This is a genomic window from Sphaerisporangium rhizosphaerae, from assembly GCF_042665155.1.
Classification (GTDB): domain Bacteria; phylum Actinomycetota; class Actinomycetes; order Streptosporangiales; family Streptosporangiaceae; genus Sphaerisporangium; species Sphaerisporangium rhizosphaerae.
On record NZ_JBHTCG010000022.1, the window covers coordinates 96406 to 111109 of the forward strand.

Sequence of the window (14704 nt, forward strand, 5' to 3'; positions counted from 1 at the left end):
GCCCCTCCGACTACCCGGGCGTGGGACGGCGAAACGCGGGCGGGCTCAGGGCAGCAGCAGGACGCGGCCGCGGTGCGCCCGTTCCTCCAGCAGCCGGTGCGCCGCGGACGCCTCGGTCAGCGGCAGCCGGGCGTGGACGACGGCGCGCAACCGCCCGGCCGTGAAGTGACCGGCGAGTTCCTCCATCTCCTCGCGTGCCCGCACCGGGTCGGCCGCCCGCCAGGCCAGCAGGGAGAATCCCGTGACGGATCGCAGCGCGAACAGACCCGCGACCGGGATCTCCGACAGCTCACGGCTCGCGGCCCCGTAGACGACGAGCCGGCCGAAGGGCGCCAGCAGGTCCAGGCCGCTGCGCAGGACACCGCCGCCGACGGAGTCGAGCACGACGTCCACGCCGTCGGGCGCCGCCTTCCGCACCTGGTCGGGCCAGGTGTCGTCGGTGTAGTCGATGGCGACGTCGGCGCCCTGATCGCGGACGAACTCCAGCTTGTCCGGCGAGCCCGCGGTGCCGATGACCCGTCCCGCGCCGAGCAGCCTGGCGAGTTGGACGGCCAGATGCCCGATGCCGCCCGCGGCGGCGTGCACCAGCACGGTCTCGCCGGGCGCGAGCCGGCCGGCGCGCAGGACGCGCAGCGCCACCGGGGCGGCCATGGGCAGCACGCTCGCCGCGCCGTCATCGAGCCCCGAAGGCACCTCGGCGAGCCACCGGGCGTCCGTCACGACGTGGTCGGCGAACGCGTCCTCGGCCACCAGTGCGGCGACGCGGCGTCCCACGAGTCCGGGGTCGACGCCGGGGCCGACGGCCTCGACGATTCCCACGACATCCCCGGTGAGCAGGCCGGGCAGGGGACGCCGGAAAGGGGACCCGGCGGCCGGGCCGCGGCGGAACACGGTGTCCACGAAGTTCGCCCCGACGGCCTCGGCCCGGATGAGCACCTGCTCGGCGCCGGGAACCGGGACCTCCACCTCCTCCATGGTCAGGACCTCGGGGCCGCCGTGCTCGTAGTAGCGGATTCGGCGCATGAAGCACTCCTCGGAGTCACAATGAACTGGACTGCCGGTCAAGTTAACCCCGAAGTGGACCGTGGGTCCAGTTGCCCGTTCAGCGAAGGAAGGGCGCCGAGCGGGACCGGCGCGGGCGCGAGCCGCCAGGATGTCCGGCGGAAGAAGCCGGGATGCGACGATCGGGATCCGGGCGAAGCCGCCGGCACGTCCGGACGAGGGGCTGGAGCCTGAACGGAAGAGGAGCCGATGACCGACGGCCGTCATGAGCGCGCCGACGCCGCGCGCAACCGGCGCGCGATTCTGCGGGCGACCGAGGAACTGCTGACGCGCCGCCGGCCCGAGCAGATCACCATCGAGCAGGTGGCCGCCGCGGCCGGCGTCGGCAAGGGGACGGTGTTCCACCGGTTCGGCAACCGCATGGGCTTGATGGTGGCGCTGATGCAGGAACGCGCTCTGGCCTTGCGTGAGGCGGTGCAGAACGACCCGCCGCCCCTGGGGCCCGGGGCGCCGCCGCGCGAGCGGCTGCTCGCCTTCATGGACGCCGTCGTCGAGGTCGCCGGACGCAACAAGGGGCTGCTGGCCGCGCTCGGGCACGCGGTCAGCGCGACGCCGAAGCCGGAGGAGGCGCAGCGGCGAGAGGACCACCCGGTCTACCGGTTCTGGCACGGACACGTCAGCGAGCTGATCGCCGCGGAGCGGCCCGATCTGGACGCCGAACTCCTGGCGCACCTGCTGCTCGCCGGCCTGCACAGCGATCCGGTGCTGCAACTGCTGGAGAGGGGCGAGGCCGCGCGCCTGGCCGAGTCCCTGCGCGCCCTGGCCGACGCCTTGCTGCTCTCCCCCCCCACGGCCTTGACCCGGCGGTGACCGGTTCCATGCCGCACATGGCGCCACGGTTCACCTCGTGCGTCGGCTGATGCCTTTTGGGCGTGCTCGAACGCCGAGGGAGGCGAGGGGGATCTCATGGAGTACGCCGACCGGACCGGTGGGATCACCGCGGCGGTGGCGCCGACACCCGCAGGCTTCGTTGGTGTCCTGCTCGGCCGATGGCGTCGAGGGCGGCGATCGCGCGCCCGACGTTCTCTGTCGGCCGGATGGTGCCTTTCAGATCGGTCTTTCGTCGATGGTTCGTGCGGTCGGATTCAATTCGTTGTCGTTGGATTCAATTTGATGTCGTCGGATTCAATTCGATGTCGCCGGATCGGGCTTTCTGACTTTCAGTCCCAGGTGGTGCCGGCGGCGCGGGAGTAACCGTCCCAGGTGGTGCCCGCGGTGCGGGAGAAGGAGTCCCAGGTGGTGCCGGCGGAGCGGGTGGCGGTGGCGGAGAAAACGGTGGCGGTCATTTCGAATCTCTTTTCTCTGAGTTGTTCTGTTCTGTCCTTGTGAGAACAACTCTCCGGCATTCCACGCCCCCGGAACAGACGAAACGGCGACAGCAAGCTGCACGCCCCTGACCACTTCCTGCCACCGTCCGCACGCGATGGCCATGCGCGATATATTCCCAGGTCAACGATGGTGTGAGGAGTGCCGGGCGGCGGCCGTGCGGGCGGCTTTCCGGCGGGCGTGCCGCGGATGCGGCGGCGGTCCGCTCGATAGGGCGGACCCGTCCGCCCACCACGGGGCCCGCCCGGCGGCCGGCCGCGGATCAGCGAGGCGTTCGCAGCCGCCGGAAGACGCCGGCCGCGAGGGCGTGACCGCCCCCGCGGCTTTCCTCGAAGCACGAATACGAATGCCACGCGGCATCCGGGAAACGGGACCGAACACCGAATCCCATTGGCGCCTTAAATGTGTGCCACGTCGGGAACGGGCTCCGCGGACATTCGCCTGACGACCGAGCGCCACATGACGAGTTGCAGCACGCCGAGGATCACGGCGAAGAGCATCAGGGTCCACATGCCGACCTGCTGGGCGACCGTGCCCGCCAGCCAGGGGAACACGGCTCCGCCCATGAGCGACACGCCGTTCGTGACCCCGATGACCGTGGGCACCAGGCGCGCGGCGGTCAGCCTCGGCACCATCGCCATGATCGTGGGGAAGATCGGCCCGAGGAAGAAGCCGAGCAGGACGAACCCGGCGGCGGCCACGGCGGGCACCGGCGCCAGCCAGGTCAGCACGGCGGACGCCGTGACGCCGGTCAGGCACGCGTAGAGCATGCCGGCGGGCCCGAGCCCGACGCGGGCGGCGGCGGGGCTGATGAGGAACCGGCCCAGCGTGAGGCCCAGCCAGTACCCGCTGATGGTGTACCCGGCCATCAGGCTCGGCTGCGCCTGCTCCTCGACGAGGTAGGTGAACCCCCAGTTGCCCACACCGAGCTCCAGGCCGACATAGACGGCCAGGAGCGCGGACGCCAGCAGCACCGCGGGCGATCGCAGGGCACTGACCAGCAGCCCGCGCCCGCCCGGCTCCGCCCCTTGGGAAGCGGCCGAACCGGTACCCGAGGCGTGGACGCCACCCCCGGCGGCCGAGCCGGAATCCACCTCCTGGAAGCCGTGGGCGACCGCCGAGCCGGCATCCGCGACGTGGGGGCTCGGATCACCGTGTGTCTCATCGCGTGGAGTCTCGTCACGAGCACTCCGGCCGCCGCGGGCCGGGACGTCGTCCCTGGGGTAGATCGCGAGGAAGCCGGCCAGCAGCGGCAGGGCGAGCAGGGCCAGCGCGAGCCACACGGCCGTCCACGGCGCCAGGGTGAGGATCCACGCGGCCAGCAGCGGCCCGAGCAGCGCCCCGACGCCGAAGAAGGCGTGCAGGCGGTTCAGCAGCGTCGTGGCCCTGGGCAGCCTGGTGAGGTAGGTGTTGAGCGCCGCCTCCAGGACGCCGATGCCGTACCCCGCGACCACCTGCACCGCCACGAGCGCCACGAACGGCGGGAGGGTCGCCGTGTACAGCGCGGCCAGCACGGACGCGCCGCAGCCCACGGCGAGGGTCATGCGGATGCCGAGACGCTGGATCAGCGCGCCGGCCGTGGTCCCGGCGAGCATGAAGCCGGCGGAGAAGGTGAAGAACGTGATCCCGATCGTGGCGTTGTCCACGCGGTAGTCGGCGATCTGCGATGGCAGCAGTACGCCCCCGACGCCGGCGCTGACGCCGACGTACACGAAGGCGACGTACGCCAGCACGACCGACGCTCGGCGCGTGCCGCGAGGCATGGCCACGAATCCCCCAGATGACAGCACTCGGCGCGGACAGCCCCGGACGACCGCGCAGGTCGCGGACGCGGTTGGTGCCATCGGCGGATGAATCGAGGTCACCAGGGGGGATGAAGCGGTGCAATGCTACCGAATCACCCCGGACAGGCACAGCACACCAAGGCGCCCTTCACCAGATGCCGAGGTTCGCCGGGGCGCTGACCCCTGCCTTCGCCGCATGGGATTCTTCGCCCGCTCTCGGCGGTCTTCTCCGGCGCCGGGTCGGCGAGAGGGGGGACGGTGATTCCGGCGCCGTTGTACGGCGGGCGACCCGGTACACGTCCGCGGTCACCGCACTCGGTGAGGCGCGGGAAGCCCTGGAGGCCCCGGAGAGCGGAGGGTGGCGTGTGGCCCGGCGAGCGGGTCAGCCGTCCTGGAGCGGATCCCGGAAAAGTACCTGGGGAATACCAGGATGAAAGGCCGGGGATCGCGGGGAATGTGCTGCGCTTTCAACGTTTCCTCCGGCGACTCCGTCAGGCCCGCTAGGCGGAGGGTGACGATTCTGGTCGGCCGGGTCGTGCTGTCCATCTCTCAGCGGGGCGTTCCGCCGTCTTGATCGGACGTTACTCGATGGTTTGTGATTCTTTTTACGAACAAGGTTTCTCAGTCCCAGGTGGTGCCGGCGGCGCGGGAGTAACCGTCCCAGGTGGTGCCCGCGGTGCGCGAGTACGAGTCCCAGGTGGTGCCGGCGGAACGGGCGGCGGTGGCGGCGGAGAAAGCGGTGGAGGTCATTTCATTTCTCTTTTCTGGAGGGCTTTCGTGTTCGTCCTTACACGAACAACTTTCCGGCATCGCAAGCCCTCGGAACAGACGATTCGACGGCAGCAAGCTGCACGCCCGTGACCGCTTCCTGCCACCGCGAGCACGTCGCGCCGACCTCGCGTGCTCACCGCCCAGGACACCGGCGGCACGCCGCAGAAGACCTCCATGGCACGCTCGCCGCCCTCGGCCTGCGCGGCCCGTGACGACACGGCGTCCAGGCAGGTGTACCCGGGCACGGGAGAAGAAGGTGCCTGACGGGAGACGTGGAAAGACGCCGAAGAACGGGGAGAGAGGAGGAGATGCGGGGAGGAGCCGGGTGTGTCGCCGGGCCGCGGTGCGGCGGTCCGGTCCGGCGGGCCGGTGGACGCGCGAGGCGTCGGCCTGTCATCGGAGCTCGTCCCGGAAATCGGGGAATGTGCGGCGCGAATCGTCTTCGTCGTCCCGCCGATCCGATGGGATCGGGGACGGGGCCCTCACGGGCGGGTCGGTCTGTTATCTCTTTTCACTTGCGCCGGTTCCGGAGACGGATCTCCAGGAAGTATCGGCTTCGGGTCGCGAAACAACGGGATGGAATTCGCCGTGAGAATTTCCCGACCTAGTCCCAGGTGGTGCCGGCGGCGCGGGAGTAACCGTCCCCTGACCCCCTGCGGGCCGCCCCAGCCGTCCAGGCAGGCGCGATCGAACGCCATGTCCACCGCGAACCCCACCGGCGCGGTGCCGTACAGGGCCAGGAGCAGCACGCTGACGGCGCGCCCGCTCACCCTGCCCGCTCGTGGGCGGCCCCATCGGATGGACGCCCAGTGTCCGAGCGCCGCGAGCACGACGAGCGGCGCACCGCTGTACTGCACGAGCGGCGTCCACGCCACCAGCTCCCACGGCAACGACCCGTAGGAGAAGTACAGCTCCCGCCCCGGGCAGGAGCCCCACCAGCCCATCCACGCGAATCCGCCCGGGGACAAGGTGAAGCTGTAGGCGACACCGGCGGCGCACGCCACCAGCGCGGCGGCCCACCATGATCGCGATCTCCACCTCATGACCGGTCACCGTAGCGCCCGCCTCCGACAGCGCAAACTATACGATCGACCGGTCGTTAATATAGTGTGTGCCGCATGGAACAGGACGGCCGGCGACTGCGTGGCATGCGCAGCCGCGAGACGATTCTCCGTCAGGCGGTGGAGCTGGCCTCCGTCGAAGGGCTGGACGGGCTCTCACTCGGACGGCTGGCGGCGGTGACGAACCTCAGCAAGTCAGGGTTCTTCGCCCACTGGCGGGACAAGGAACAGCTACAGCTCGAGGCGGTCGAATGGGCCGCCCGGCAATGGACCGAGCACATCGTGCAACCCGCCCTGCACGCCCCCGCGGGCGTACGGCGCCTGCTCGCGCTGCACGAGGCCCGGCTGAGGTTCTACGGCGACGCCGTGCTGCCCGGCGGGTGCTTCTTCTTCGCGGTGCAGGCCGAGTTCGACGATCGTCCGGGAGCGGTCCGCGACCGGCTGGTGAGCGCCATGCGCGAGTGGCAGGGCTTCATCCGCCACCTGGTGGCGGAGGCCGTGACGCTGGGCGAACTTGCCGAGAACGTCGATCCGGCCCAGCTTGCCTACGAGATCGACGCGCTCGGCCAGATGGTGATCATCCACTCCCGGTTGCACGACGGGCCGGCCGCCCTGGTCCACGCCCGCGATGCCGTCCTGCAGCGCCTGCGTGCGCTCTGCCCCGACCCCACCCTTCTCACGGAGGACTGACATGAACGCAGGCGGCGTCTACGAGCCGGTCCAGGTGCATTTCGACGACCTGGACGCGATGGGGCTGTTGCACAACTCCCGCTACGCCTTGCTGGTCGAGCGGGCGATCACCGCCTACTGGCACCGGCTGGGCTGGGCACCCGACCCCGCCCGGTCGGCGTTCACGGACGTGTTCCTGGCCGTACGCGAGTTCAAGGTCACCTACAACGCGCCGATCTCCGGGGTGGGCGAGCCGTTGCTGCACTTCTGGATCGAGCGGATGGGACGCACCAGCGCGGTGTACGGCTTTCGCGTGCTGTCGCCCGATCGGGCCGTGGTGCACGCCGAGGGCTACCGCGCCAACGTCAACCTGGACCCGGCCACCCTGCGGCCGACGCCGATCAGCGACGAACTCCGTCTCGCCGCCGCACCGCTGATGCTCGCCGAGCCGGCGTCGTGCTGAGGCCGCCCCGCGTCGGCGTCCCGAGCCGCCGAGCCCGTCCTGCGCCCGCGCGACGCTGAGGTCGCGCCGCGTCGGCGGACCGGCGGCGAATCTCCGCGGAGGACCGGCGACCGCCTCGGATGAACCCAGGACGAAAGCCTTGGTACGGCAGTCCTCTGTGAGGTGTGATCCGAAACGCGTTGCCACCATGAGCGCCGGCGCGCAGACTTTCGGTGTTCCGATGCTTCAATGCCCCGCTCGCCGGACAGGAGGGCGCCCGTGCGCCGGTCGGAGATCTCGGCCCCTTCCCAGGCACAGGGCGACGCCGACCGTCCCGCCCACGATCATTCCGGCGACGCGCTGCCGGCAGGCCCCTTCGCCGGGCGGGACATCAGCGGCCTCGGGCGCGACCTGCGCGAGGGGCGGGTGACGGCGGAAGGGCTCGTCCGGCTCACGCTCGACGCCGTCGCCGAGATCAACCCCGCGGTCAACGCGTTCGTCCACGTGGACCCCGCCGGGGCTCTGGCGGCGGCCCGCCGGGCGGACGCCGAACTCGCCGAGGGCATCGACCGGGGCCCCCTGCACGGGCTGCCGGTCGCGGTGAAGGACATCATCATGGTCGCCGGGCTGCCGGTGACCATGGGGTCGCGGCACTTCACCGGGCACGTGCCCGATGAGGACGCGCGGTGCGTGGCCCACCTGCGCCGCGCGGGCGCGGTCATCATCGGCACGACGGTCACCCACCAGTTCGCCTACGGCCCCACGGGCGACCGCTCCGCCTCGGGCCCCGCGCGCAACCCGCACGATCGACGGCGGATGACGGGCGGCTCCAGCGGCGGCAGCGCCGCCGCCGTGGCGGCGGGCATCGTCCCACTGGCCGTCGGCACCGACACCGGCGGCTCGGTCCGCATACCGGCGGCCCTGTGCGGGGTGGCCGGCTTCAAGCCCGCCTACGGGACGATCCCGGCGGACGGCGTCTTCCCCCTGTCACGCACCCTTGACCACGTCGGCCTGCTCGCCGCCACCCCCCGCGACTGCCTGATCGCCTATCGCACCCTCACCGCCGACGTCACCCCGAACGCGGGCCCGCCGACCGGCGACACCAGAAACGCCGCACACCTAGCCAGCGCCCACCCGGCCGCCGCCCGGCCGCGCGCTGCCTGGCTCGACCCCGATGGCCTGTTCTCCTGCGATCCACGCGTGGCCGCCACGGTGCGTGCCTTCGTCGAGAGCGCCACCGGCCCGCTGGAGGAGGTGAGCCTCGCTCCCGACGTCGTACGCGACCTGGGTGAGGCGTACGTCGCGATCCAGAGCAGCGAGACGGCGGCCGTGCACGCCACCCGCCTGGCGCAGGCGCCCGACCTCTTCGACGCGGAAGTGCTCGAACGGCTCCGGGGCGCGACCGAGATGCCCGGTTGGAGGTACGTCCTGGCCATGGAGGCGCGTCCCCGGCTCGCCGAGGCCGTCGGCGCGCTGTTCGCCCGCCACGAGGTGCTGGCCCTGCCGACCGTACCCATCACCGCGCCGCCCATCGGCACACGCGAGGTCGAACTGCACGGCGCCCCGGCCGCCGTCCGAGCCGCCCTGCTCTCCTACACCAGCATGTGGAACGTGCTCGGCCTCCCGGCCCTCAGCATCCCCGCCGGCACCCTCGACGGCCTCCCCGTGGCCCTGCACCTCATCACCCGCCCCCTCCAAGAGGACTCCCTCTTCTCCCTCCTCGAAGACCCTCACGAGTTCCACCAGGCCCTCGATCTCACTTAAAGCATGGGACGAAGACAACGAGATCCACGCAACACGCCACAAGGTGAGTGCACTGGAGATCGAACAGGTACTGAGGAATTCCCCTGTTCACCGTCGCAACAAGCGACAGGAGGCAGGAGGCAGGAGGACGGCAGGAAGGTCACAACGGACGCAGACTGTGCCTTATGACAGATGACGCCACCCGTGTCCTTCTCGATCGGTTCCTCGGCGCCGTACGACCGTCTCTGCCGTTGGTCGCGTTATGGGCGCACGGGTCGCTGGGGGGCGGTGACTACCAGCCCGGGCGCAGCGACCTGGACTTGATCGCCGTCGTCGCCCGGCCGTGCACGGCGGAGGAGGAAAGGGCTGTCGAGGACGCGCATGAGCGCCTGGAGAGAGACATGCCCCTCGCCGCGAAGCTGCACTGCAGCTATGTCGCCGTCCCTGAGGCGGCCGATCCGGGGCAGGACCATCTCACCTGGGCTCACCAGGAACTGTTCCGCCGCCCCGTCACGCCGGTGACCAGGCGCGAGCTGCACGAGTTCGGGCTGGTCATCCACGGTCTCACGCCCGCGTCGGTCCTGCCGCCGGTGACCGACGAGGAGCTTAAAGGCTTCGTCGCCGGCGACCTGGCGGGCTACTGGCGTCCGTCCCTGGAGTTCCCCGAGGAGTACCAGGAGGACATCTGGATCGACCTCAGCCTGCTGACCCTGGCCAGAGCGACAGTGACCCTGCGGGAGGGGCGCCTGATCACCAAACGTGAGGCCCTGGACGTGCTCACCCGGCTCGGCGCCCCGGCCGAGGTCGTCGACGACATCAGGCGACGCCGCTACGAGACGCCCACGCCCGCCCCGGCCTCCCCGGAATGGCGCACCCGCCGTGCCGCACTGACCCTCGACTACCTCGCCCCCGCCATCGACCGCACGGTGTCCGCACACGATTCCCGGCGCGGCCGTCCCCAGCATGAGCGGTAGAGGCGTACCACGGCGCCTTCGGTAGGGAACTCGAGGGGCGGAGCCTCTCGATGGCGGCGGAGCCGCCTGGAAAACACAGCCCGAGCCGGAGCGCCCCCCGGGCGCGGAGGTGAGGGCCTTTGCCCGGGGGGTGGAGGGTGGTTACTTGGCGGCTTTGAGGTAGTCGCGGTTCATTTGGGCGATGGCGTCGAGGGAGATGCCCTTGGGGCAGACCGCGGTGCATTCGCCGGTGTTGGTGCAGCCGCCGAAGCCTTCGAGGTCCATCTGGTCGACCATCGCCACGACGCGGGAGTCGCGTTCCGGCTGCCCCTGCGGGAGCAGGCCGAGGTGGGTGATCTTGGCCGCGGTGAACAGCGAGGCCGAGCCGTTGGGGCAGGCGGCCACGCAGGCGCCGCAGCCGATGCAGGTGGCGGCGTCGAAGGCCGAGTCGGCGTCGTCCTTCTTCACCGGGACGCTGTGCGCGTCCGGCGCCGAGCCCGCGGGCACGGAGATGAAGCCGCCGGCCTGGATGATGCGGTCGAAGGAGCTCCGGTCGACGACCAGGTCCTTGACCACGGGGAACGGCGCGGCGCGCCACGGCTCGATGGTGACGGTGGCGCCGTCCTCGAAGTGGCGCATGTGGAGCTGGCAGGTGGTCGTGGCGCGCTGCTCGCCGTGGGCGACGCCGTTGATGACCATGCCGCACATGCCGCAGATGCCTTCGCGGCAGTCGTGGTCGAACGCGACGGGGTCCTCGCCTTCGAGGATGAGCCGCTCGTTGAGGACGTCCAGCATCTCCAGGAAGGACATGTCCGGCGACACGTCTGTGACCTGATAAGTCACCATCCGTCCGCTGTCGGCGGGGCCATTCTGCCGCCAGACCTTCAGGGTGAGGTTCATGGTTCCGCTTACCGTTCCTCGGTCGCAGGGCGGGGCTCAGGACGCGTGACCGCGCTCACTTGTAGCTCCGCTGGGTCATCTTGACGTACTCGTAGTCGAGCTCTTCCTTGTGCAGCACCGGTGTGCCGCCGGCGCCGTACTCCCACGCCGCCACGTACGCGAAGCCCTCGTCGTCGCGCAGCGCCTCGCCGTCCTCGGTCTGCGACTCGGCGCGGAAGTGGCCGCCGCAGGACTCGGTGCGGTGCAGGGCGTCCAGGCACATCAGCTCGGCCAGGTCGAAGAAGTCGGCGACCCGCCCGGCCCGTTCCAGCGCCTGGTTCAGGCCCTCCCCCTCGCCGGGCACCTTGACGTTGTTCCAGAACTCCTCGCGCAGCTCGGGGATGCGCTCGAGGGCCTTGCGCAGGCTCTCCTCGGTGCGCTCCATGCCGCAGTAGTCCCACATGAGCTTGCCCAGCTCGCGGTGGTAGGAGTCGGCGGTGCGGGTGCCGTCGACCGACAGCAGACGGCCGATCTTGCCGGTGACCTGGCCGATCGCCTCGTCCACGTCCGCCTGGCCGACCTCGCCGAACGGGCCGCCGGCCAGGTAGTCGCCGAGCGTGGTCGGCAGGACGAAGTAGCCGTCGGCGAGTCCCTGCATCAGCGCGGAGGCGCCGAGCCGGTTGGCGCCGTGGTCGGAGAAGTTGGCCTCGCCGATCACGAACAGGCCGGGGACGGTGGACTGCAGGTCGTAGTCCACCCACAGGCCGCCCATGGTGTAGTGGACGGCCGGGTAGATGCGCATGGGCCGGGTGTAGGGGTCCTCGCCGGTGATGCGCTCGTACATCTCGAAGAGGTTGCCGTACTTCTTCTCGACGGCCTCGCGGCCCAGCCGGCCGATCGCGTCGGCGAAGTCGAGGTACACGCCGAGCCCGCCGGGTCCGACGCCGCGGCCCTCGTCACAGACGTTCTTGGCGGCGCGGGAGGCGATGTCGCGCGGCACCAGGTTGCCGAAGGCGGGATAGATCCGCTCCAGGTAGTAGTCGCGCTCGTCTTCCGGGATGTCCCCCGGCGCCCGGTCGTCGCCCTTGCGCACCGGCACCCACACCCGGCCGTCGTTGCGCAGCGACTCCGACATGAGCGTCAGCTTGGACTGGTAGTCGCCGCTGACCGGGATGCAGGTGGGGTGGATCTGGGTGTAGCACGGGTTGCCGAAGTAGGCGCCGCGCCGGTGGGCCCGCCAGATCGCCGTGGTGTTGCAGCCCTTGGCGTTGGTGGACAGGAAGAACACGTTGCCGTACCCGCCGGTGGCCAGCACGACGGCGTCGGCGAGGTGGGTCTCGATCTCGCCGGTGACCAGGTCGCGGACGATCACGCCGCGGGCCCGGCCGTCGCTGACGACCAGGTCGAGCATCTCGTGGCGGGTGTGCATCTCGACGGTCCCGGCGGCGATCTGCCGCTCCAGCGCCTGGTAGGCGCCGAGCAGGAGCTGCTGTCCCGTCTGGCCCCGCGCGTAGAAGGTGCGCGACACCTGCGCGCCGCCGAAGGAGCGGGTGTCGAGCAGGCCGCCGTACTCGCGGGCGAACGGCACGCCCTGGGCGACCGCCTGGTCGATGATGTTCACGCTGACCTGGGCGAGCCGGTAGACGTTGGACTCGCGGGCGCGGAAGTCGCCGCCCTTGACGGTGTCGTAGAACAGCCGGTGGATCGAGTCGCCGTCGCCGCGGTAGTTCTTGGCCGCGTTGATCCCGCCCTGGGCGGCGATCGAGTGGGCGCGGCGGGGCGAGTCCTGGTAGCAGAACGACTTGACCTTGTACCCCAGCTCGCCGAGCGTCGCGGCGGCGGAGCCGCCCGCCAGGCCGGTGCCGACGACGATGACCGTGAGCTTGCGCTTGTTGGCCGGGTTGACCAGTTTGGCGGAGAAGCGCCGCTTGTCCCAGCGGTCCTCGATGGGGCCTTCGGGGGCCTTGGTGTCGCGGATCGGGTCGCCGATCGTGTAGTTCACTTGACTGCTCCGATCGTCACGGCGATGGGGACGGCGAGGAAGCCGAGGACCAGCACGGCGGCGAGCACGGCCGCGCCGGCGTTCAGCAGGTGCCGGCTGCGTCCGCCGGCCAGGCCCAGGGTCTGGAAGGCGCTCCACAGGCCGTGGCGCAGGTGCAGCCCGATCATGATCAGGGCGACGACGTAGAAGGCGGTCACCCACCAGCGCGAGGGGTCGAAGCCCGCGATCACGCGGTCGTACGGGGTGGCGGCGAAGCCCTTGGGGTTGACCACGCCGAAGGTCAGGTCGAGCAGGTGCCAGACGACGAACAGCACGATGATGACGCCGCCGTAGCGCATGGTGCGCACGACGTAGCCGCCGGCCTGCGACTTCCGCTTCGCCGCGTACTTGACCGGCCGCGCCTTGGCCGCGCGGCGGGCCAGCGAGACCGCCGCCCACATGTGCAGCACGACGGCGGCGGCGAGCACGATCTCGGTGAGGGTCAGCACGGTGCGGGCCGGCAGGGCCGGCTCGCCGACGGTGCGCAGCCACTCGGCGTAGGAGTTGAAGGTGTCCCTGCCGAGGAACAGCTTGGCGTTGCCGATCATGTGACCGATGAGGAAGAGCACCAGCACGGCGCCGCTGACGGCCATGACGGCCTTCTTGCCGTTGGACGAGCGCAGGAAGCCGTGCCGCCGCCCGTGGCGCGCGCCGGGGCGCTTGGAGGACCTGGGGGGCGAGGTGCGCGGCGTCACCACAGCGGTGGCGGCGCCTCGGTCTATCGTCGATGTCACGTCTTCCGACGGTAGAGATCGGGCGTCCAGGCGTCCAAGTCATGAAACGCCTGGTCTCCATAGCCAGGCGCTATCCCCCATGGCTCGCCGGGCACAGCGCGTCCGGGCGTCCGGCGCCGATGCGAGCAATCTCACAGCTGACGGGCCGACCTGGGAGATGCCGGAGCCGTCCCCGTACGCTGTGAGACGTGCAGCTACAGCAACTCGCGTCATTCGTGGCTGTGGCCGAGACCTCGCACTTCACGCACGCGGCGGAGCGCATGCGCCTCGCCCAGCCCTCCCTCAGCAAGCAGATCAAGTCTCTGGAGGCCGAACTCGGGGCCGCCCTGTTCAGCCGCGCCCGGGGCAACGTGACGCTGACCCCGGCCGGCGAGGCGCTGCTGCCCCTGGCCCGCCGCATGCTGGCCGACGCCGACACCGCCCGCCGCGAGGTCGCCGAACTGGCCGGGCTGCGCCGCGGCCGGGTGCGCCTGGGGGCGACCCCGTCCCTGTGCGCCGGGCTGCTGGCCGACGCGCTGGCCCGTTTCCACGGCGACTATCCCGGCATCGACCTGCTGGTGGAGGAGGGCGGCTCGCGCGACCTGGTCCGCGACCTCGCCCGGGGCCAGCTCGACCTCGCGCTGATCATCCTGCCGCTGCAGAGCAGCGACCCGTCCCTGGTGACGCAGGAGATCCTCAAGGAGAACCTCGTCGTCGCCTCTCCGTCCGGCTCCACGGGCCGCAGGGCCTACGTCCGCATCGAGGAGCTGCGCGGCCGTCCGCTGGTGATGTTCCGGCGCGGCTACGACCTTCGCGAGGCGACCCTGAACGCCTGCCGCCAGGCGGGGTTCGAGCCGCGGTTCGCCGTCGAGGGCGGCGAGATGGACGCCGTGCTGCGCTTCGTGGAGGCCGGGCTGGGCGTCGCCGTGGTGCCTTCGATGGTGCTGGACGGGCGTCCGGGCCTGGCCGGCACCCCGCTCGCGCCGCCGGGGCTCGGCCGCACGATAGCGCTCGCTCACCGCAAAGACGTCGAACCGACCCGGGCGGCTCAGGCCTTCCGCGCTACGCTGCTCTCTTATCTGTCGCAAGCCGCGGAGGAGGGGTCGCTGCCGCAGGGTGTGGTGCTCGCCGAGCTGCCGGCCGTGTAACGCGTGGGGGTTACAGATCGGTACGTGCACGGCGTTTCATTTCCTATTCGGACCCCCAAGTCAGGGTTTTTCACTTCCATGCGTCAGAACGACTTTCGCTATATGGTGCAGG

14 protein-coding genes are annotated in these 14704 nt (G+C 70.9%); 6 read left to right on the forward strand and 8 right to left on the reverse strand.

What is annotated here, in order from left to right; all coding sequences use genetic code 11:
* Positions 1 to 45: 45 nt before the first annotated feature.
* On the reverse strand, positions 46 to 1023 hold the full coding sequence (locus ACFQSB_RS27285; RefSeq protein WP_380829773.1) for a quinone oxidoreductase family protein: 978 nt from the start codon (positions 1021 to 1023) through the stop codon (positions 46 to 48).
* A 228-nt stretch (positions 1024 to 1251) separates the two neighbouring features.
* Between ACFQSB_RS27285 and ACFQSB_RS27290 the strand changes: the two genes are divergently transcribed.
* Entirely contained in the window at positions 1252 to 1872 is a 621-nt protein-coding gene (locus tag ACFQSB_RS27290) for a TetR/AcrR family transcriptional regulator (protein ID WP_380829774.1), read from the forward strand.
* A gap of 350 nt (positions 1873 to 2222) precedes the next feature.
* Here ACFQSB_RS27290 and ACFQSB_RS27295 read toward each other — a convergent pair whose 3' ends face one another.
* From ACFQSB_RS27295 to ACFQSB_RS27310, 4 genes are all read right to left on the reverse strand, one after another.
* Positions 2223 to 2348 (reverse strand): hypothetical protein, encoded by a 126-nt coding sequence (locus ACFQSB_RS27295; protein WP_380829775.1) that lies wholly within the window; start codon positions 2346 to 2348, stop codon positions 2223 to 2225.
* Between the two features lie 438 nt (positions 2349 to 2786).
* Entirely contained in the window at positions 2787 to 4151 is a 1365-nt protein-coding gene (locus tag ACFQSB_RS27300; protein WP_380829776.1) for an MFS transporter, read from the reverse strand.
* Between the two features lie 642 nt (positions 4152 to 4793).
* Positions 4794 to 4922 carry a hypothetical protein gene (locus tag ACFQSB_RS27305; RefSeq protein WP_354840275.1) on the reverse strand — a complete coding sequence of 43 codons (129 nt, stop codon included), beginning with the start codon at positions 4920 to 4922 and terminating at the stop codon, positions 4794 to 4796.
* Positions 4923 to 5425: 503 nt separating this feature from the next.
* Entirely contained in the window at positions 5426 to 5986 is a 561-nt protein-coding gene (locus ACFQSB_RS27310; protein ID WP_380829777.1) for a hypothetical protein, read from the reverse strand.
* A 75-nt stretch (positions 5987 to 6061) separates the two neighbouring features.
* Between ACFQSB_RS27310 and ACFQSB_RS27315 the strand changes: the two genes are divergently transcribed.
* From ACFQSB_RS27315 to ACFQSB_RS27330, 4 genes are all read left to right on the forward strand, one after another.
* Positions 6062 to 6694 carry a TetR/AcrR family transcriptional regulator gene (locus ACFQSB_RS27315; protein ID WP_380829778.1) on the forward strand — a complete coding sequence of 211 codons (633 nt, stop codon included), beginning with the start codon at positions 6062 to 6064 and terminating at the stop codon, positions 6692 to 6694.
* 1 nt (position 6695) lies between these two features.
* Complete coding sequence (locus tag ACFQSB_RS27320) at positions 6696 to 7136, forward strand: acyl-CoA thioesterase (RefSeq protein ID WP_380829779.1); 441 nt, start codon at positions 6696 to 6698, stop codon at positions 7134 to 7136.
* A gap of 258 nt (positions 7137 to 7394) precedes the next feature.
* Positions 7395 to 8879, forward strand: coding sequence for an amidase (locus ACFQSB_RS27325; protein ID WP_380829780.1), 1485 nt, complete (start codon positions 7395 to 7397; stop codon positions 8877 to 8879).
* Between the two features lie 164 nt (positions 8880 to 9043).
* On the forward strand, positions 9044 to 9832 hold the full coding sequence (locus ACFQSB_RS27330; protein ID WP_380829781.1) for a nucleotidyltransferase: 789 nt from the start codon (positions 9044 to 9046) through the stop codon (positions 9830 to 9832).
* 141 nt (positions 9833 to 9973) lie between these two features.
* Here the strand turns inward: ACFQSB_RS27330 and ACFQSB_RS27335 are convergent, their stop codons facing one another.
* Genes ACFQSB_RS27335 through ACFQSB_RS27345 form a run of 3 tightly spaced genes read right to left on the reverse strand, consistent with a single transcriptional unit; the run spans position 9974 to position 13465 of the window.
* The gene (locus ACFQSB_RS27335; RefSeq protein ID WP_380829782.1) at positions 9974 to 10711 is read right to left on the reverse strand and encodes a succinate dehydrogenase/fumarate reductase iron-sulfur subunit; all 738 of its coding nucleotides are present in this window, start codon (positions 10709 to 10711) and stop codon (positions 9974 to 9976) included.
* Positions 10712 to 10766: 55 nt separating this feature from the next.
* Positions 10767 to 12692 carry a fumarate reductase/succinate dehydrogenase flavoprotein subunit gene (locus ACFQSB_RS27340; RefSeq protein ID WP_380829783.1) on the reverse strand — a complete coding sequence of 642 codons (1926 nt, stop codon included), beginning with the start codon at positions 12690 to 12692 and terminating at the stop codon, positions 10767 to 10769.
* Positions 12689 to 13465, reverse strand: coding sequence for a succinate dehydrogenase cytochrome b subunit (locus tag ACFQSB_RS27345; protein ID WP_380829784.1), 777 nt, complete (start codon positions 13463 to 13465; stop codon positions 12689 to 12691). Before ACFQSB_RS27345 ends, ACFQSB_RS27340 begins: the two co-directional genes overlap by 4 nt.
* A 188-nt stretch (positions 13466 to 13653) precedes the next feature.
* Here ACFQSB_RS27345 and ACFQSB_RS27350 point away from each other — a divergent pair, with 188 nt between their 5' ends.
* Entirely contained in the window at positions 13654 to 14592 is a 939-nt protein-coding gene (locus ACFQSB_RS27350; protein WP_380829785.1) for a LysR family transcriptional regulator, read from the forward strand.
* The last annotated feature ends 112 nt before the right edge of the window (positions 14593 to 14704 follow it).